Source organism: Paenibacillus sp. NN59 (genome assembly GCF_057597225.1).
On record NZ_CP199678.1, the window covers coordinates 2,241,552 to 2,260,864 of the forward strand.

Here is a 19,313-nt window from a genome sequence, read left to right on the forward strand (position 1 = left end):
TCTGAAGGGAGCAGGAAGTTGAGAGTATTATACCGGAATAAAAGTGAGCAACATGAGCTGACGGTGTACGAGACGAAAAGGCTTTACGGGGAAAAAGGACATTTTCGTGTATTGCAGTTCTCTAATGATGCCGTGCAGGGGGCGATCGATGTAGAGCAACCTTCCAGGATTGTTCTAGAGTACCCGAGGGCTATGCTACATCTGATGGAGCGAAATAACCCGCATTACAATCGCGTATTCGTCGTGGGGCAGGGTATTGGCACAATCCCTTCTTATTTGTCTGATCGACAAGTTAAGGTAGCGGAGTTGGATGCGGAGGTTGTGGAAATCAGTCAGCACTTTTTTGGATACAAAGGGTCCCCTGTCCTGGTGGGGGATGGTCGGGAACTGCTGGAACGGGAACAGGCTGGGACGTATGATTATATCGTTATAGATGCATTTACGGCAACGGGCACACCAGAGCAGTTTACGAACCGTTCTTTTTTTAACATGGCAAAAGACAAACTGTATGCAGGTGGTGCTGTGCTGCTTAATGTGTTTGGACGTTGTGGTAACGATCAGCTTGTCAACGCAATCTACACAACGCTTGGAATAGAATTCCCTTATGTACGTGCCTTTGCACTTCCGGCCGAGCCTAATGACGTTCAGAATCGCATATTGATGGGAAGTCTTCGCCCAATTGATGTTCAGGTGCGGTATATGGCGGGCTTTGTGGAGCAAAACCTGGAAGAGGGTTATGTCATTGAAGGGTAAATAGATGAAGAGAATTCGCTTATTCCCCGGATGAGTTATTTTGTCATAAATTCGTCAATCCTATAAATTCAAAGTTAATATACGTCATTTCTTCATTGTTTCTTAACAACTTTATTATATGATGATGTAGGTATGCTTTTTTATGAAAATCCGGGGGAAGCAAAATGATTGCAAATAAAAAAAAATCCAGATTACGCAGAAAAGTAAAGAAGTTCAAAAAAGTCAGTCTGACCGCATTACTTGGTGGATTCGTTACAATCTCCGTATTGATGACGCTAACCATTATGGTGATTACCTCGTATACCACGCAGAAACAGTCTCTTATTAACAATACTCTTTCTGTTAACTATGCGAGTGCTGTACAGATGAGTCAAACGTTAAACTCCTTATTTGAATCCATGAAAAAAAGCTTAAAGTATGGAGCCGCACATTTTAAAAATGTCGATTTCAATGATAAGGAGAAACTGAACACTACGCTGGATCTCATCCATAATAGCAGTGATTATTTTAACGCTGTAGTCTTGGCAGACCAGATGGGGCTTGTGCTGTCGAGGTCACCGTATTCTCAGGCCAGTATTGGTACACATGTGAGCTCCGAGGCGGCCAAAGCGGCGATCAAATCCAAAGCCTCATACATATCAGATGCTTACGTGACACCGCGAACGAATCGTAGAATTGTTTTTCTCAGTGAACCAATTGTTGATCCAATGGGAAAATACAAAGGCATGATTAGTGGGAGTATCTATTTGCAGGAAAATAATATACTCGATTTGTCGTTTGGGAGTCAACTTAAAACCGACAACGGAACATACTTTTTTATAGTTGACCATAAGGGAACGCTGCTTTTTCATCCCAACGTCAGCCGAATTGGCAGAGATATTAGAGCCAATACAGTGGTGCAGAAACTGATCAAAAATCAGACGGGACAAGAGCAATATACGAATTTGGATGGGGTTAATACGCTTGCCGGATATTACAAAGTTCCAGCAACCAACTGGGGAGTGGTTGTCGTATCTCCAACCCAAATCGTATATGATCAGTTAAACCGTCAGATCGGACTGTTGCTGCTATACATAGCGGTACCCTTTATATTGTTGACTCTAATTGTGTTAAGAGTTGCCCGGAAGCTGGTGCATCCGTTTGTATTCTTGGCTGATCTTGTGCAGCAAGTGGACAAAGGGCAGGTGGAGTTACCTGTCGTGAAGCCGCATTGGAACAGGGAAGCCGATCTGCTTACTCGAGCGGTGCTTGGAGCAATGACAAGTTTCAGAAACAAGACGGATCAGTTGGTGTATGATGCTAGAACGGACGTATTAACTGGTTTGAATAATCGCCGAACCTTTGAGGAAGTGATTCAGGCATGGACTCATGATGAGAATCCATTTGCGATCATTGTTCTCGATATAGACCGCTTCAAGTTAATTAATGATACCTATGGTCATTCGACCGGAGATGAGGTTCTAAAACAGATCGCGAAGTTGATTCAGATGTCTGTAAGGCCTGAGGATGTTTGTTTTCGGTTTGGCGGTGAAGAGTTTGTTGTACTGTTAAGGGATTACGACTCCAAAAAGGCGTATGAGATAGCCGAACGCATTCGGATATCAGTTGAAGAAAGTATATTAGCTGTTGATCGTACGGTTACGATATCTGCAGGCATTGCTGAGTTTCCAATGCATTCCCGCTCGGAAACGGAATTGTTTCATCTGGCAGATAATGCGCTCTATCTGGCCAAAGAAGAGGGACGCAATCGAACCGTCATCATTCAGACGGTGGAAAAAGCAAAATAGTAGCACAGAAGAACAGAGAAACGGAAGAATACGAACAGACCCTTATGAACAGGGTCTGTTTCTGTTTGTTTCTATATGAAAGATGACAGGATTCGGTCACATAAAGCCATTGTGCTAACATTATCGCGAGCGCTTGAGAGTGGAACGGCCCCCGTCTGGCAACAGGACATAAAGTGTCTCATTTCACCTACAAAGCCACGCAGATAAAGATCCCTATAAGCTCCAGACATTGGGGTGCCGGAAGGAGTATATAACGAATCGTGTTCTTCAAGAGACTTCCATGGAAGAAGATCCCCTTTATGAGATTCATGTATTGTAAGTTTGGTGATCTCATCGGCTAGAGCGAATCCATGCTCAAAAGTAACCAGCACACTTTCGCTTTCACGTGACCATGCACTCATCCCTGTAAAATAGGCACTGCCCGTGACACCTTCATCAAAAATCAAGGAAATACTCTGGTTAATATGTTTTCCATCTCTTACAGTCGTTCCTGTTACTTGCATAGCTTCGCCAAACAAATAACGCATGAGATCCACCATATGTATGGCAGCAAGTTTCATAAACTGTTCTTCATTTTCACAAAAAGGCGTGCTATCTACGGCAAATTTCATCTGGAACGAGTGCACTTTACCGAGTGTTCTCTCATCAATGAGTGTCTTGAGTTTTTGATAGATCGGAGCATATCGTTTCATAAAACCGACCATGACCACAACAGCACCCTGATCTGCTGCTTGGGCCACCTTAGCGGCTTCTTCTGCAGTCCAGCCAAGTGGTTTGTCCACATAGACATGTTTACCTGCCTCAATGCATTCCAGCACAAGTTTGGTTTGATCCACTGGCTGAGCAACGACGACGACTCCGTCACAGGTTTCCTGCTTCAGCATCTGGCCGGCATGATCATAGGCTTGACCTGAACTGCCAAAGCGAAGCAGGGCCGCCCTAGATCGTTCAAGATTCCTTGTAGCCACAGCCTGAATGGTTGCACCCGCTTCGATCGCTGCAGGGTAAATATTCGTGGAGGCATGGAATCCGGCTCCGATAAAACATAGTTTTGAATTCAGCAAATGAAAGTCCCCTTCATTGGTATATGTGCTTTATGTCATTATAAAATTACTATTGATAAACATATGTGGTTTGAATTAGTGAGAAAAGGACATATGTCCCTCTAAGGGATTAAAAAAGTTGTTGCAATATAAAAATGTAACATGTATACTCTGAATTACGGTAAAACAAGGAATTGTTTCACCGGATATACTTTTCATCGATGATGAAGAGATACATAATATGCGGTCGTGGCGGAATTGGCAGACGCGCACGGTTCAGGTCCGTGTGGGCTAACCCCCCGTGGAGGTTCGAGTCCTCTCGACCGCATAACAAAAAGGTTTGTATGTTGCCCGAATGGGCAATGTACAAACCTTTTTTCGTTTGCTTTTTCCTTAATGCTCCTGAATCTGGTTATACCAAATTTTACTGGTCAGCAATCCTGAAAGGATACCAGCTAAACCGAATAGAGCAACACTGAGCATTAATTGAACGGGCGAGAAACGAAACAAAAACGCAATTCCACTACCAAAGGTGGTTCCAGCGAGAAAGCCCAAGGCGACCCCCAGATGTTTGAATGACTTCATTGTATTCACCTGCTTCTAAAATAGAGTATGGAGTGGTCCATTTTTGTAATGCAATAATCCGCTCGCTACACAGTTTCATTTTGTGGTCTTTTCAGGTAAATTATGCATCGTTCATCATCTTGGCGTATCCAACTAAAATAGGCTCTGGCCCCCGGGAGAGGGCGCAGAGCCTTTTGGCTGTTCGCTGTTTTATTGATTACGACGATCCTTAAGAATGACATCTGCGAACAGAATAGTTTTCGGGATGCGGAAAAATTGTTCCGCTTGTTCCTGAAACGCGGCAGAAGGCAGCGTTCCCTGATGCAGCCATTTGCGGAAAGTGCCGGGATGAACCCCGATCCAGTGGCTGACATCTGTCACCGACAAATCATGGACCATACACAGGCCTGTCAAAATACGGTTACTCACTGGAGAGCGGGTTACCGTCCGCTTCATAAAGCGGGAAGGCTCGGGTTGACAGATGACAGGACTGTTGCGCACGACCTCTTCATTAAAAAGAATATGTCGCGGGTAGCCAAGCAACTGACAAGTTTTGTCCAGATTGGTACTGCCGGGTATTCGCCCTTCATACACCCACGCGCTTACACTGCGTGAGGAGATCGAGAGGTCTTCAGCGAGCTGAGACAATTTAATATCGTTGGCCATCAGCACGGCAAGAAGAACACGATTGCGGATTTGACAGCGTGTCGGTTTGCGGAACCGTTTAACACGGACACCTTTTCCCAAATATTTACGGTTGATCAGAGACCACGCCTGGATGGAATGTTGTTCTGGTTGATTAGGCATATTTCCTCCGATTTTTTTAACCAAATACTACAATAAATAAAGGGGTACTTTCAAGTGCCGCAATTACTGGTTTGAAAACCGCTTGTGCGTCATTCTACATGAAAGAGGGAACTACGAACTAGACCTCTTGCGAAACACATCCTAGTATATTCCTAGATTACAATGATTCACTAAAAAAGATGGAATGAATTGTACGAGATTACAAATTAATTAGTTCTATTTACCCACTCATAGGTCTTTAGAACTTTTGTGTTATTTTTGTTGATTTCATGCTGTTTTTCCCCTGAACTCCTACTACATTTGTAAATCTACTTTTGGTGTTCAAACCAAAAAAGTGCACAAATCTGAAATGATAAATCCGCATGTTCAGCAAGACAGATGAACGATCACAATCTCTCATTCTCACATATATTGTAGGGTGTTCAAACAAGAAAGAACAAGGGAGAGGTGAGGAACGTGAGCCCAGCGGTGAGTTCGGTTACTGCTATTTCGGGAGCGGTTGTGACGTTCGCTTTTGGCGGGTGGGATCAGCTACTTAGTCTGCTTGCGATCGCTATGGCTATTGATTATGTTACAGGTCTGGCGGCAGCTGTGAGAACGGGAACGGGATTGAACAGTAATATTGGCTTCTGGGGACTTGCACGAAAAGGGCTAATGCTGACCGTTGTTCTGCTTGCTCACCGTATTGATCTGATTATGGGGACCGATATTATTAAGGGAGGAGCAATTTATTTTTACTTGGTCAATGAATTGATCTCAATCACAGAGAATTATGCCAAAATTGGATTGCCTTTACCTGCCAAGCTCAGACAGGCTATCGCGGTACTTAAGAAACAGGAGGAACAGAGCAGTCTGCCTGACCGGGAATGGAACATGCCTAAGCCAAATTCCGCTATCCCTTCCCCAATAAAAGAAGAGGTTCAATCAAAAGAAGATGTTCAAACTGTTCAAGGTCAGGAGAAAAGGGTTGAGAATGGGGGAGTGTCTTCTGATCGGCAGTCGGATTCAACGAAGGATTAGCCTGGGGGAATATTATTGTTGTTCGGGAAACGCATACAAAGCATCCTTTCGTAATAGACGGTGATATGATATATTTTGGATACACGAAACATAGCTAATAGTTCTAGTTATTAATCCAAACGAGGTGTTTACCAAGATGATTAAGCATATTGTCCTGTTCAAAATGAAAGATCGCTCTGCAGAAAGCGTTGAGGCGGCTGCCCAGGTTCTGCGTAATCTGGAAGGCAAAATCGATGTTCTCATGTCCCTTGAGGTGGGTATCGATGTACTGCGTTCGGACAGATCATTCGACATTTCACTGACAGCGGAGTTTGCTTCGCTGGAAGATCTTCAGGCGTATCAGGTTCACCCACTCCATCAGGATGTCATCAAGTACATGAACGAAGTGAGAGAACAATCCATTGCTGTTGACTATGTGATCTAAGGTTTTACACATTCTATTCTGGATTTGAAGGGGAATCTGCATGAGCGATTTAAGAGACGTTATGGAATTTCTATATATTTTTGTTGTGTTTCTGATCGCTTGCCCTGTTATGATCTTCTGGCTTAAGCGCAGAGGGAAACGAAACCGATAACTCACTGAACGGGAAGTGAATGAATGTATTATGTGAATAGGGAGCAGATCGCTCGCCGGCTTGACGCGATACCGGAAGTTGCTGAAGGGCTTCGGCAGGTTGTACAGGCCTGGGATGGTGGTCTGGTATTGGGGATGGTGCAAGAACGATGTTTGCATCTTGCCGTTGAGATTGTGACTGATGTGGGCAGTTATCTCATTGATGGTTTCATTATGAGAGATGCAAGCAGTTACGATGATATTATTCAGATTAATTATGAAGAGAACGTATTTGATGAATCAACATACGGGGTTTTGCGTCAACTCGTTACGTTGCGTAAACCGCTTGTGCAAGATTATTACAGCTGGCAGCGAACCGTGTTGAATCCACTTAGTGCAGCCTTGCCGGATGTGCTTGAACAGTTCTCCGGCCAGGTAAGCACTTATGTGGAAAAAGAACTTGGACCTTTTCAGGGAAATGAAGGCCAAGTGAGAGAGTAAGGAATGAGGGAAGCTGTATGGAGAAAGATTCGAAAGGGACAGATCAAGGGAAGCGGGAAAGCGATGAAATGTCATCAGGATTTCACCCCGTGTACATGTTGGAGTTCCTGTTTAATGAAAAGCCAGATGTGAATCGGCATGTGTTACAGGAGGCGCTCATCCATCGAACGGGACAAGGGAGACTGGATGTAAAACAGGAAGAGAAGGAACAGGGAACGCAGGAGATGATGGTGTTCTACCATATGGAACATAAGGTTTCCTTTCAGGAAGGTAGCATCCCCGCTCAGACTTGCTTGCTACCCGTACATGAAATTGTGGACCGTACACGTTTTGCAGGGGCTTTACAGCAAGCATGGCACTGGCCTGAAGCAGGACAAGCTATAGCTTCTGCCCGTTATTCCATTCGGATTCATGATATGTTTACTGCTGCCATGCCGCGTAAACAGCGTCTGGACTTGTTCCAGAAAACGGTGCTGGCTGTGCTGGACACACTGGATTGTGATGCGCTTTACTGGTACGGCAGTGACAAACTGGTTGAACCTGATGCTTACATTCAATCCCAGGAACGCGAGGAGCATCTCTATGCTGCGATGAATGTGCGGATGTATCAAGCGGGGGGGACGGAGCAACAGCGAGAACTGGTTATGGATACCGTAGGTTTATCTGCGCTTGGCGTACCTGATGTGCAATGTCACTTTACTGGACTTGACCCCGATACGGTGGCTCAGACACTTCTGGGTGCTGCGTACTACATATTTGATCAGGGAGATGTATTGCAGGATGGTCAGACCTTGGGCTCATCTGGTGGACAGCGCTGGCGCTGTGAGCATCAGTTTGCTTTAATTGCACCAGGGAGATACGTCGTAGATCTGAACCCCGGAGAAGAGCATGCTGTACCCGCGCCTCAGACAGTTCGGTAAAAAAGAATGAGGATGGGTATCTTAACCCAGAGATGCGTTTGTTCCGTTTTTTTTTCACTCCAGAGTGTCAGGTCAAGCCCATCCTGCTTATAATGCATGAACAGAGTAGGCATTGGCCCAGATGAACAGATCCTATCGTTGTTTCATAAACCGATGTCTAACCCATTGAAGAGGAGAGATGGATCATGAAAGATTCGAATAAAAGCTTGTTGTGGGGGGCTTTAATCGGCTCCGTCGTTGGTTCGGTCACTGCACTGCTGCTTGCACCAAAATCAGGACGTGAATTGCGTCAGGATATTTCCGAGGGTGCTCGTCAAGTTACGGATAAAGGTCAAGAACTGGCTGTAAAAGTGGGAGAGCAAAGCTCACAGATCGTATCCAAAGTGAAGGAAACGGCGGATGTAGTTATTAAGGATATCCAGTCCTGGCGTTGTTCTTCGGACGGTAAAGAGATTCGGATTTCTGCTGCAATTGCAGATGCGGATAAAGCTGAAGGAGTACAGGGGCATGTCCAACCTGAGATCCAGGTTCAAGATCAAGTAGAGGATTCAGTACAAACTCAAGGCTTGAAATTGGTACCAACAGAGCAGGGGAACGAAGATATTGTCAAGCTTACTACCGATGAGTCCAAAGACGAAAACTAAGCAATGCGGGTTTAGCAGGCTTTCCCCAGTCCGGTGGAAAGCCTGCTTTGTTGTGTGCTCATGCTATGCATGACAACAGGATTCAATGACTTAAATTTGAACCCGGCGATGAAATCGGGTAAGATGTAGGTACCTTTTTGCCGGAAATATCATAGGGTAGGTAGAAAGCTTTTTTACTATGGATGATCAGAATGAATTTAATGAAGAAGGAAGCGGTGTGTTCGTGCAGCAAGCTATTGCTATATTAGACTCCGGTGTAGGGGGATTGACCGTTGCGAAGGAAGTGATGCGTCAGCTCCCGCGGGAAAAGATCATTTATTTTGGGGACACTGCCCGGACACCGTACGGACCCCGTTCGTCCGAACAAGTGAAACAATTTACGGAGCAAATCGTTGATTTTTTGATTCAGTTTAATCCGAAAGTGATTGTGATCGCCTGCAATACGGCGACAGCCGCAGCACTGGAATATATCCGGACCAAGGTGGATGTTCCTGTCATTGGAGTGATCCATCCTGGTGCAAGGGCAGCCATTATGGCAACACGTACAGGCCGCATCGGTGTGATCGGGACTGTGGGTACGATCGGAAGTGGGGCGTATACGTCGGCACTCAAGCAGCTGTCTCCTTATGTCGATGTGGTCAGCCAGGCTTGTCCTGCACTGGTGCCGTTGGTGGAGAAAGGCGAATTTCGTTCCGAACACACAACGTATACGGTGGATCAAGCGCTCGGAGAAATTAAAAGAGAGCCTATTGACTGTCTGATTCTTGGTTGCACGCATTATCCGTTTCTGATGGACACGATTCAGGATGTCATGGGCCAGGATGTAAAGCTCATCAGCTCAGCCGATGAAACAGCGAGAGAAATCAGTACCATTTTATATGATAAACGCAAGCTGGCAAGCGGAGATGAAACGCCTGTGCATCAGTTTTTCTGTACTGGTGATCCGCGTATGTTCCAGAATATTACGAAACAATGGCTGGGAGAGCAAATTTCCAAGACACCTGTCGTCTGGCAGGTCACACAGTTGTCGTAATCGCTGTCGGAATGTATTAGTAATCATCATTATATGGGATAAAAATAGGATTAAGCCTGCATTCATCTATGTAATTTTGCTTCGGTGCCCGGACCTGTTAAGGTTCGGGCTTTTATATATTTCTTAGGCACGCTCCAACTCTGCTCTGGTGGCTAGAATATCTAACATAACATAGAAGTCTGCGAACGATGTCACATGACGGACAACCGGGCTTGCATACGATAATACAGGTACGAATAAAGGAGAATCAATTGGGAGAATCAGACCTGTGGAAGGGAGAACAACATGGAACTGCAATGGATTATCGTGAAAACAGGTGACACGTTACCGCGAATTGCTTCGGCATATCGCATGACTAATGCATTGTTGTGTGCGCTGAACCCCGAAGCTACAGCGCAGCCTTATCTACTTGCCGGTCAGATGTTACGTGTGATGCCTGGAACCGGACGCAGATATGCGGTACCACCGGGAGAAACGGTGCAGGAAACGGCAGAACGTTTTGCATTATCGGAAGAACAGCTTCGTGAGAGTAATCCCGAAATCTCCAAGGTGAAGGATTGGGGTGGATGCTGTATAAATATTCCTCAGGCTGGTGGGAAAACCATCGTGAACATTGAGGGTGAATATGGATATCGTGAATTGATCAGAGATATACAGCGATTGGAAGCACGCTATTCCTGCGTGAAATCGGGAGAGATCGGTACAAGTGTAATGGGAAAAACATTACCTTATGTGCGAATCGGGCAAGGCCCTCGCCATATCCATGTGAATGCATCGGTTCATGCCAATGAATGGTTAACCACGCCAGTTCTTATGAGGTTTATCGAAGAATACGCTGAGGCGTATTCCTTGGACTCGCTGTGGCACTCCTATGATCCGCAGCGCTGGATGCAAGAGACGACCTTATGGGCGGTTCCCATGGTGAACCCGGACGGAGTAGAGCTAGTTCAGGAAGGTGTAGTGAATCATCATAAGTATGCTTCTGAATTACTTGCGTGGAATGGAGGACGACCACACTTTACACATTGGAAAGCGAACATCAGAGGTGTGGATCTTAATGATCAGTTTCCGGCTTACTGGGACGAGGAGGTTGCGCGCAGAAGTGTTTTTTCGCCTGGTCCTAGGGATTATGCGGGCACGGCTCCGCTAACAGAACCTGAGGCTCAGGCGCTTGCACAGTGGACGCAGGAACATGCATTTGCTGCAGTGGTATCCCTGCATAGCCAAGGTCAAGAAATCTATTGGAATTATCGGGATCTGGAGCCGAGAGAGAGTGCGCCATTGTCGCGTAAGCTAGCTAAAGCGTCCGGGTATAAAGCGGTAAAACTTGGTGGTAGTGATGCTGGTTATAAAGATTGGTTTATTCAAGCGTTTGGCAAGCCGGGATTCACCGTAGAGGTGGGTCTTGGAGTGAATCCGCTACCTGTGGAACAATTTGATGACATTTGTGTGGAAGTGGGCATGCTACTGGCAGAATTGTTATCCCACGGAGAGCGTGAGGCAGGTGCCTCGGGTTAGCGGGCATGAAACGAAAGATCGTTCAGACATATAACCGGAACGGGCGCTGAAGCGGCGCTCGTTTTTTATCTTTGTAAATCCAAGCTTAATAACCCTGATTCTGATGAGTTGGTTTATCAGCCGAGCTGAATGCAAATATCCAGTGCTGGTGGACAAAACAACATCTCGAGGTCGTGTCGAAAATATGACTTCATGTCATTTTCGCATCAATGTTATTGCGATTAGCTGTAACTTTCTTTACAATAGATGCTGGAGTTTAAAATGAATGCTGAAATTGTTGAAACCAGCAATGATAATATAGGAGATGAATTGAATGAACTGCAAAATCACTCGTAACGCAGCGAAAGTGTTGAAGCTTGAACTGGACAAGCCGGAGAACGAAGGTAAACTATTGCGTGTTGTGATTACACATGCACACGGAGACCATGCGCATTACGGTCTTGACCTGGATACGCCAGGAGATAATGACACCGTAGTATCTACAGATAAGGGCATCGACGTTATTTTGGAAAATGGACAACCTATGCTCGATGGTGTGAAAATTGATTACCTCTACTTGCCACAAGAAGGATTTGTGATCACGAATCCATCCAAAGGCAACCACGGCGACCACTAAGGGAGCGAAGAAGGGGAACTCATGGCTAACGATATCCGCGTATGCGAAAAATGTAATCACATCCGATTGAAATCCATTGTGCCTAAACTGGAGAAGATGGCTCCAGGCACAGAAATCAAGATCGGTTGTAAATCTTATTGCGGCCCATGTGCGAAGCGTGCTTTTGTTTTCATCAACGGCCGATACATCAGTGCTCCAACGGAAGAAGAAGTACTTACGAAGGTTTCCAAGTTCATCAAATAACCGAATAGCTACCTGAAAAGGAGGGGCAGAAGCCTCTCCTTTTGCGTTGCATTTTGTTTTAGCCCAAGTTTTGATGACGATCCCGATCCGAATGGAGCAAAAATATTTGGAAGGTGTCCTCCTGAATTTCAATGGCGATGCGAACGTCTTCTTTATTAAGAATATGCACATTGCCCATCTGCTCGTCCTTCAGTTCCGTCCAACCGACCTCATGTAACTTTTGAAAATAATCTTCAGGTGGATATAGTCCTTGTTCACCACCGATGTGTTTCAGTTCATACGTTTCGCTCCGAGATTGTGTGGGGTGATCGGAATATGCCGCGGATTCAATGAGTTTGGCATTGGCAGGCACGGGGATATCCTTATGCAACGATGAAGAGACATATCCTTTGATCTCATACGTGGAGTTTGTGAAGCGCTGCGTCCAAAAAATAAAAAATAAGAGTAACAGAACGGATAGCAATGAAACGGTTAGGAGGCCTATACGAATCCCTTTTGTACTCAATCAGCATTCCTCCATTTTTTTGATCTTACAACCTTCTGCTCTTTTAACGTATCTTGGAGGCATAAAGTTTGAACAAATTTTCAAAAAAAGAATAAGTCTTCTCTATGCAATCCATGCTAACGAGGTGACAGGAATATGATTCCGAGGAGGAATAACTCATGCCCAAGCGTTATGATTCCAGTTTGCAAGCGGGTACAACGGTATCTCAGGCGCAAAATGCGGTGAACAAGCTTCATTATGCTGTATCCCAGGCCATGTCCCATCCGAATGCACAGACCATTGTGCAGGCAGAGCAGCGGCTGGCTCATACCGAGCAGGCGATGAGGCAAGCAGAGTTGTCTCTGGGTGGACAGGGTTTCGAGTTAGCGCAGGAAATGTTCATTGAGGAGAAGAAAAGGTTACACTCGCTCCAGAATCAGCACAGGCAAGGGAAGAAATAAACTGTTCCTGTTACACCGTAACCTGCAGGCCGTGATGGTCTGCAGGTTTTTTTGGTTTTTTTCCAGCGCTTAAAATTCTGTCAGAAGGTTAATAGACCGAGAGCAGGCAAAAATCAATACGGGAGGTACAGGATGACTAAACATATTACAGATTGCACAATTCTGAACAACGGAGTGACAATGCCATGGCTTGGAATCGGGACTTATAAGGCAAAAGGAAAAGAAGTACAACAGGCGGTAGAGACCGCTCTGGAAGTAGGGTATCGCAGCATTGATACCGCGTCCGTTTATGGCAATGAGGAGGAAGTGGGACAAGCCATTGCGAGTAGTGGTGTAGCCCGTAATGAACTATTCGTAACGACGAAGCTCTGGAATGATGATCAAGGTTATGATTCGACGCTTAGAGCGTTCGAAGCCAGCCAGAAGAAACTTGGTTTAAATGTCATTGATCTATATTTGATTCACTGGCCAGGCCGGGATCAATATAAAGAGACGTGGAGAGCTTTTGAACGTCTGTATAGCGAAGGAAGTGTGCGTGCAATCGGTGTGAGTAATTTTCAGGTACATCATCTGCGCGATCTTATAGATGAAGGCGGTACGGTGCCTGCGGTGAATCAGGTGGAACTGCATCCGGGACTGATTCAGCAGGAACTGCAGGACTTCTGCGGGGCCCAAGGCATTCAACTTGAGGCATGGAGTCCCATCATGAAAGGGAAGTTAAATCAGGAATCTACCTTGAAGGGATTGGCTCAGAAGTACGGCAAAACACCGGCTCAGATTATTCTACGCTGGGATATCCAGAATCAGATTGTGACGATTCCCAAATCGGTGACACCTGAGCGGATTCGCGAGAACGCAGATATCTTTGATTTTGAACTGACACCAGATGAGTTGAGACAGATTGATGCGCTTGATTCGGACAAACGGACAGGACCACATCCGGATCAGCTATTCTGGGATTGAGGACGAAGCTCATTTTCCGGTTAAATAAGTATTAACGTTGGTGGGAGCTCCGGGGGGACGTTGGTGGAAGCTCTGGTGACGAATCGTTCTTTTGATCGCTGTTGTTTTTGAATTTCCTCGATTGAAATTTTTTAAAGGTTGAAATTCGAAAACAAAGGCGAACGCTCCGCTTCTACAGAATCGATTTCGCCCCCTCCGCAGCAACGTTGGACAGGAGAGTCACTGGAAAAGGAGCTTCGGAGTGCGAGGGCAGTGACAAAACGGAGGGCTTCGCTTCTCCGTTTTGTTCTGATTAGGTTGTTTGTTAGTGTGTAGAGGGAGACGCTTGCAGTAAACATAAAAAAAGCAGCAAGGTCATGAGTATTTCCATGATCTGCTGCTTTTTATGTTAGTTAGAAGGTTTGTTCTGAGGAACCTCGCAACCTTCTTCTGTGCATACACCGTTACGATCTGATGCGGCATCGTTCGATTCAACAATGGTGAACGGGGAACGTTCATCCCATGCTTTTTGGAGAGCATCGAGGAAGACATCGTCGGGCTGTGCTCCGGAAACGGCAAATTTACGATCGAGAACGAAGAATGGAACACCTCGGATGCCGAGCTGTGCGCCTTCTGCCTGATCGGCACGTACGTTCTCGGTATATTGGTCGCTAGACAGAACGGCAACGGCAGCTTCGCGATCCAAACCAACCTCCTGGGCGAGATCAGCGAGCACTTGAGGATCACCAACGTGTTTACCTTCAATAAAGATGGCGTGGAACAAACGCTCACTCAGATCAAGGGCTTTACCTTGAGTATCTGCCCAGTGAGTCAGACGATGAGCGGCGAAGGAGTTAGTTGGGATCATGGCATCAATATTATATTCGAGCCCTGCTGTGCGAGCATTGGCATTCATCTGTGCATTCATCCCGCGAGCTTGTTCCTCACTGATGTTGTACTTGGAAGTCAGATAATCTACATTCGTTTTTCCGCTGTTCACTTCTGCGTTAGGATCAAGCTCAAAGCTTTTAAATTGCAACTTCACTTCATCCCGATGCGGGAATTTTTCCAGTACGTTTTCCAGACGGCGTTTACCGATATAACAGAAAGGGCACATGAAATCAGACCATACTTCAATATTCATTGGTTTAAAACCTCCATTATGTTCCTAAATTGAAACCATTATAGTTACAATTATAAAGTGACTTTCAAATTTTCGCAAGTTATTCGAATTTAATCGTTCGAGTAAGCTTTTGTCCAATGGTTTGGTTGAAGCTCATTTAATGTTTTGAAAATAAGTTGTCCGGACGGATCGTATACAGCTGCTTTGACGTCCCCTCCCCAATAAAAAAGGCGTTCCTGGCAGATTCCGCAAGGTGTAAGCACTTTGAATCCGGTATTTTCGTCATTGCGCGCTACGCAGAGAGAGTGGGTTACCCGCTCATTTAATTTATGAGCTTCCAGATAAGCGCCTGTTTCCATGCAAAGATGCACCGCATCGTTGATGACCTCTGGAGCTACGCTGATGAGCAGAGATCCGGCGTCGGTATATACAGCGCCTGCTCCGCCCCAACCTTGAGGGTACCGCTCTTTAACAAACTCGGTAGCAGCATCATAAAGTTTTTGTTCGATATCGTGTGAATGGAGGTTAGTCGACATAAGATGATACTCCTTTTTAACAAAAGTGTGTCTGACATTTATTTCTGTACCTAATTATTTTTTCGAAGAGTTCTCGGTAGCATCTGCTGGTCGTTCCTTCTCCTCACGGAATTGACGTATCAGATCGTAGGTAATGATCGTATCAGACACATGCAGACGTTTTGAGGCTGTTTCGAAACCAACCCTGCAGGCGTTAATATCCGTCGTTTCGTGAGTGGCTTGGTCGTAACAAGCTCCGTTGGCATAAAGGTAATCGTCCGAGGGAATATAGAACACTTTACCATCAGTGAATGAACCGTTACGTAGCACTACCGTGCGTTCCGTGTCGTTGTACACATTGTTTCCCATGTGATAATAGGATTCATCCGATATCCCGAGCAAATGTAGCACCGATGGTGTAATATCCAGCTGCCCTGAAGGTTTATCAAAGGTACCGGCTTCAGCTCCGTCAGGTAAATGTACCAGCAGTGGAACTTCGTTCATGATCTGTGCCATATCAAGATCGTTCAGCCCACGGCCTAGAAACTTCTCATATTGAGCTTTGTCGTTAATCGAGCTGTCATGGTCACCGTAGAACATGAAGATAGTCTTGTCCCATAGTCCACGATTCTTCAGATCCTCCACCATACCACCGAGTGCGGCATCTACATAGTGAACAGACTGCAGATAATTTCCGAACATGGTGCCCTGGAATTCACCCACATCCAGCTGCTGTTTCTCTTTAGGCAGAGAGGCGTAGGGATGATGGCTGCTAAGTGTGATGAGGAATGAATAAAAGGGTTCCTTCACCTCATTACTCATTTTCTCCACGGACTGCCGGAAAAAAGATACATCCGACAAAGACCAGCCAAGCGGGTCATCTTCTATGAAATCATTTTTGCTGTAGAACTTGTCGTATTTCATATTCTGATACATCGTATATCGGTTCCAGAACCCGCTCTCGTAGGCGTGGAATACGTTGGTGCTATAGCCATGCTCCTTCAAAATGGAAGGTAACGAATCGTACATATGATCTGCGTATCGCACAAACGCTGAACCTACAGGAAGAGGGTGCAGAGAGATGTTGGCGCCGAAGTCGGCATCTGACGTTCTTCCCTGTCCAGTCTGGTGATAAAAGTGGCTGTAATACTGGCTTTCTTTCATCAGTTCATTGAAGTGGGGTGTGATTTCCTGCCCGCCAATGCTTTGTCCAATCATAAAATTCATAAAAGCTTCACCTTGCACGATAATGACGTTGCTATCTTTATATTTTCCGTATAAGGGCTGGTTGAGCTGTCCTGCATTCGACTTTTGTCGATCATCAAAATAAGCTTTAACTTGCTGGATATCGGCTGGATCGGCTTCGGGGCCGGAACCTATATTATTTTTGACATAAGAGTACGTATCATAGCCGTGAAAAGCGAGCAATCCGGTTACGTTGTACATGGATACATTCCACCAATTGTTATCAAACAGCCCCTTAGCCCAGGTTTTGCTGTAATAATATATAGGGCCGGCGCCAAGACCCAATCCCAGAATGAGCGCTGTGACACCTGCCAATAGACGGCGGCGGAGGCGCTTTTTATGAGATATGGAGGAAGTGAAGGAGTAACCGCTATAACTACCGTTAGAACTGCTTGTGTACATCCCTGACGGTTGACCTGAGCGATAACGTCTGCTGAACAGCATTAAGGCTGCACACGGAATAACAATGAATAAATCGGCAAAAAACCATATATCGCGGGTATAGATTAAAGTGGCAATGCTATCACCAAGTGCGTCTACCTGTCGTGCCTGTAAGAGCACAGGAATGGTAAGGAAATCCTGAAAGTAGCGATAATAGACCATATCCGCATAGATGAGTGCAGTAAGAAACAAGTGAAGGACAGCAAGTGCAGCAATCATGCCTCTACGTGGTAGCCACCAGACCCAGAAGGACAGAAGCAACAATGATCCAACCGCAATCACTTTATCAAGCAGTCCCATGGTAATGTTATACGCGTTCAGATTGTGATGCAGGAACATCAGCTTAAGCAGGATCAGTATCGTGAAAATAACATATAGCGTCAATGGGTGACGCAGAAGCATGGGCGTTCTGGAACTTCGCATAGGCTGAGTGAAAACCATAATGTTTCCCCCTTTTTTATGTAGTTGTTCATGATTCGAGAAGCTATGGATTAAATATGTCGTTTATTTTGTTAACGGAATGTAAAAACAGGGCTTCATATATTATAGCGTGACCGCTTCGCATTTCAACTATGCTCATCTTCATACTCGCATGTCATACAGACCCTTCTTATAAGGTATGAAGTCCTGCTTTTGTTGGCTGGTTAGTGATCAAACAAAAGAAAAACGCTCCAACCGTAAAGGTCAGAGCGTTTCTTAACCATAAGTGTCTTTAAGCTTGCGGTGTTTTGTTGCGTGGCGGCAATGGCCCCAAATATTGATAGTATTGAGTTTCAATCCGTCCGTTGAACAGTTTGCGACGCTTGTCCGCTTTGTGTCCGAAATACTCTTCAAATGCTTTGGTGGAGGTTATGGCAAAAAACGACCACGTTGGCATATCCAGATAAGAGCGACCGAGGGAACGAAGTAGCTTCTGCACTTCTTTTTCTTCACTCAGACGTTCGCCATATGGAGGGTTGGTAATAATAACTCCATATTCTCCTTGAGGTCTGGCCCGGTGTGCTGGCAGCACGCTGACTTCGATATCTTTGGCAAAGCCCGCACTTTTGATCGCCGCTTGCGCAACCTCAATCGCTTCAGGGTCGATGTCGCTACCTGAAATCTGCAGAGGCACATCATCACGCACGGCATCAAATGCCTCCTCACGTGCCTGTTCCCACAGTTCAGCAGGAATTACGTCCCAGTTCTCGGAGTTAAATGTACGGCGAAGTCCCGGTGCGATATTCCATCCAATCATGGCTGCTTCAATCAACATCGTACCTGAGCCGCAGCATGGATCGTAGAACGGGCGGGAAACATTCCAGCGACTAAGCTGAATCAGAGCAGCTGCCAGTGTTTCTTTCAGTGGCGCTTCTGTAACTAGTTTGCGGTATCCGCGTTTATGGAGTCCTGGGCCTGTTGTGTCCAGTGTAATCAGAGCGCGGTCATTCAAGAGAATGACTTCGACCAAATAACGGGCTCCATCTTCAGGGAACCATTCGGTGTGATGCGTCAGCTTCAATTTTTCAACAATTGCCTTTTTGACAATACCTTGTGAAGCTGGCACGCTACTTAGTTGTGATTTCTGTGATCGTCCTTCAACCGGGAATTCACCATCTGCCGGAATCCATTCTTCCCAGGGCAATGCTTTGGTACCCTCAAACAATTCGTCAAATGTAGTTGCGGGGAATTCCCCCATGTTGACCAGCACGCGGTCCGAACTTCTCAGCCACAGGTTACAGCGACAAATATCAATGTAATCTCCTGTGAAAAATACGCGGCCATTATCGACCTTGGCATCCTCATACCCCAACTGTTTCAGTTCGCGGGCTACAACAGCCTCAAGTCCCATCGCGGAGGTTGCAATTAATTGCAATCGAGCCATATGAATTCATTCAACTCCATTTCGAGCCGCAGCTGGCTTAAGCCTCTCGCGGCCAATATAGTAACGGTGCGGCCTTGCCGCTTCCCGTGAAAAAACTTACAATGAGTAATGCGGCTTAACCGCAAAAACTTCAATGCAGGTAATGCAACGTTTAATAGTCTGTGTTGGATAACAAACATTCATTATAAAACATTGGCATCCATATGAAAAGCTATCCAGGGTATTTATAAAGAAAG

Annotated in this window: 20 protein-coding genes, 1 tRNA gene and 1 pseudogene; 14 read left to right on the forward strand and 8 right to left on the reverse strand. The window is 45.7% G+C overall.

The genetic code is table 11. From position 1 onward, the window contains the following. Positions 1-18 precede the first annotated feature (18 nt). Both ACT89M_RS09970 and ACT89M_RS09975 read left to right on the forward strand, forming a co-directional pair. Entirely contained in the window at positions 19-753 is a 735-nt protein-coding gene (locus ACT89M_RS09970; RefSeq protein ID WP_154886645.1) for a spermidine synthase, read from the forward strand. A 164-nt stretch (positions 754-917) separates the two neighbouring features. Then, the gene (locus tag ACT89M_RS09975; RefSeq protein WP_154886642.1) at positions 918-2,540 is read left to right on the forward strand and encodes a sensor domain-containing diguanylate cyclase; all 1,623 of its coding nucleotides are present in this window, start codon (positions 918-920) and stop codon (positions 2,538-2,540) included. A 71-nt stretch (positions 2,541-2,611) separates the two neighbouring features. On the opposite strand, the gene ACT89M_RS09980 is transcribed toward ACT89M_RS09975, so the two are convergent. Further along, positions 2,612-3,604, reverse strand: a complete 993-nt coding sequence (locus ACT89M_RS09980) for a Gfo/Idh/MocA family protein (RefSeq protein WP_308722086.1) — start codon at positions 3,602-3,604, stop codon at positions 2,612-2,614. Between the two features lie 222 nt (positions 3,605-3,826). Here ACT89M_RS09980 and ACT89M_RS09985 point away from each other — a divergent pair. Then, positions 3,827-3,911: transfer RNA gene (locus ACT89M_RS09985), tRNA-Leu, on the forward strand. Between the two features lie 65 nt (positions 3,912-3,976). Here ACT89M_RS09985 and ACT89M_RS09990 read toward each other — a convergent pair. Both ACT89M_RS09990 and ACT89M_RS09995 read right to left on the reverse strand, forming a co-directional pair. After that, entirely contained in the window at positions 3,977-4,168 is a 192-nt protein-coding gene (locus tag ACT89M_RS09990; RefSeq protein WP_154886637.1) for a hypothetical protein, read from the reverse strand. Between the two features lie 189 nt (positions 4,169-4,357). Further along, entirely contained in the window at positions 4,358-4,954 is a 597-nt protein-coding gene (locus ACT89M_RS09995) for a helix-turn-helix domain-containing protein (RefSeq protein WP_090920440.1), read from the reverse strand. A 447-nt stretch (positions 4,955-5,401) separates the two neighbouring features. Here ACT89M_RS09995 and ACT89M_RS10000 point away from each other — a divergent pair. From ACT89M_RS10000 to ACT89M_RS10040, 9 genes and pseudogenes are all read left to right on the forward strand, one after another. Continuing rightward, positions 5,402-5,794 (forward strand): annotated as a pseudogene (locus tag ACT89M_RS10000) (phage holin family protein); the annotation flags it as partial. A 316-nt stretch (positions 5,795-6,110) separates the two neighbouring features. Then, positions 6,111-6,398 carry a Dabb family protein gene (locus tag ACT89M_RS10005; RefSeq protein WP_090920446.1) on the forward strand — a complete coding sequence of 96 codons (288 nt, stop codon included), beginning with the start codon at positions 6,111-6,113 and terminating at the stop codon, positions 6,396-6,398. A gap of 174 nt (positions 6,399-6,572) precedes the next feature. Continuing rightward, positions 6,573-7,028 carry a DUF86 domain-containing protein gene (locus ACT89M_RS10010; RefSeq protein WP_090920449.1) on the forward strand — a complete coding sequence of 152 codons (456 nt, stop codon included), beginning with the start codon at positions 6,573-6,575 and terminating at the stop codon, positions 7,026-7,028. A gap of 17 nt (positions 7,029-7,045) precedes the next feature. Next, a complete protein-coding gene (locus ACT89M_RS10015; protein WP_154886631.1) occupies positions 7,046-7,948 on the forward strand; it encodes a DUF4261 domain-containing protein in 903 nt (300 codons plus the stop codon). Between the two features lie 185 nt (positions 7,949-8,133). Then, positions 8,134-8,592 (forward strand): YtxH domain-containing protein, encoded by a 459-nt coding sequence (locus ACT89M_RS10020; RefSeq protein WP_154886629.1) that lies wholly within the window; start codon positions 8,134-8,136, stop codon positions 8,590-8,592. A gap of 223 nt (positions 8,593-8,815) precedes the next feature. Next, a complete protein-coding gene (racE, locus tag ACT89M_RS10025) occupies positions 8,816-9,625 on the forward strand; it encodes a glutamate racemase (protein ID WP_090920530.1) in 810 nt (269 codons plus the stop codon). Between the two features lie 285 nt (positions 9,626-9,910). Then, positions 9,911-11,143 (forward strand): M14 family metallopeptidase, encoded by a 1,233-nt coding sequence (locus ACT89M_RS10030; RefSeq protein WP_373323198.1) that lies wholly within the window; start codon positions 9,911-9,913, stop codon positions 11,141-11,143. 313 nt (positions 11,144-11,456) lie between these two features. Continuing rightward, a complete protein-coding gene (locus ACT89M_RS10035; protein ID WP_090920458.1) occupies positions 11,457-11,759 on the forward strand; it encodes a heme biosynthesis protein HemY in 303 nt (100 codons plus the stop codon). Positions 11,760-11,780: 21 nt separating this feature from the next. Continuing rightward, complete coding sequence (locus tag ACT89M_RS10040; RefSeq protein WP_090920463.1) at positions 11,781-12,002, forward strand: YuzB family protein; 222 nt, start codon at positions 11,781-11,783, stop codon at positions 12,000-12,002. A gap of 58 nt (positions 12,003-12,060) precedes the next feature. Here the strand turns inward: ACT89M_RS10040 and ACT89M_RS10045 are convergent, their stop codons facing one another. Continuing rightward, positions 12,061-12,507: a hypothetical protein gene (locus ACT89M_RS10045; protein ID WP_090920466.1), complete on the reverse strand. Its 447-nt coding sequence runs from the start codon at positions 12,505-12,507 to the stop codon at positions 12,061-12,063. Positions 12,508-12,665: 158 nt separating this feature from the next. Between ACT89M_RS10045 and ACT89M_RS10050 the strand changes: the two genes are divergently transcribed. Together ACT89M_RS10050 and ACT89M_RS10055 are read left to right on the forward strand one after the other, a co-directional pair. After that, complete coding sequence (locus tag ACT89M_RS10050; RefSeq protein WP_308722085.1) at positions 12,666-12,947, forward strand: hypothetical protein; 282 nt, start codon at positions 12,666-12,668, stop codon at positions 12,945-12,947. A gap of 132 nt (positions 12,948-13,079) precedes the next feature. Beyond that, positions 13,080-13,910, forward strand: coding sequence for an aldo/keto reductase (locus ACT89M_RS10055; RefSeq protein WP_154958103.1), 831 nt, complete (start codon positions 13,080-13,082; stop codon positions 13,908-13,910). A 388-nt stretch (positions 13,911-14,298) separates the two neighbouring features. On the opposite strand, the gene ACT89M_RS10060 is transcribed toward ACT89M_RS10055, so the two are convergent. From ACT89M_RS10060 to ACT89M_RS10075, 4 genes are all read right to left on the reverse strand, one after another. Next, positions 14,299-15,033: a DsbA family oxidoreductase gene (locus ACT89M_RS10060; protein WP_154958102.1), complete on the reverse strand. Its 735-nt coding sequence runs from the start codon at positions 15,031-15,033 to the stop codon at positions 14,299-14,301. Between the two features lie 89 nt (positions 15,034-15,122). After that, positions 15,123-15,548, reverse strand: a complete 426-nt coding sequence (locus ACT89M_RS10065; protein WP_308722084.1) for a cytidine deaminase — start codon at positions 15,546-15,548, stop codon at positions 15,123-15,125. Between the two features lie 54 nt (positions 15,549-15,602). Beyond that, positions 15,603-17,654 (reverse strand): LTA synthase family protein, encoded by a 2,052-nt coding sequence (locus tag ACT89M_RS10070; RefSeq protein ID WP_339837590.1) that lies wholly within the window; start codon positions 17,652-17,654, stop codon positions 15,603-15,605. Between the two features lie 271 nt (positions 17,655-17,925). Continuing rightward, positions 17,926-19,077, reverse strand: a complete 1,152-nt coding sequence (locus ACT89M_RS10075) for a THUMP domain-containing class I SAM-dependent RNA methyltransferase (RefSeq protein ID WP_308722082.1) — start codon at positions 19,075-19,077, stop codon at positions 17,926-17,928. Positions 19,078-19,313 lie beyond the last annotated feature (236 nt).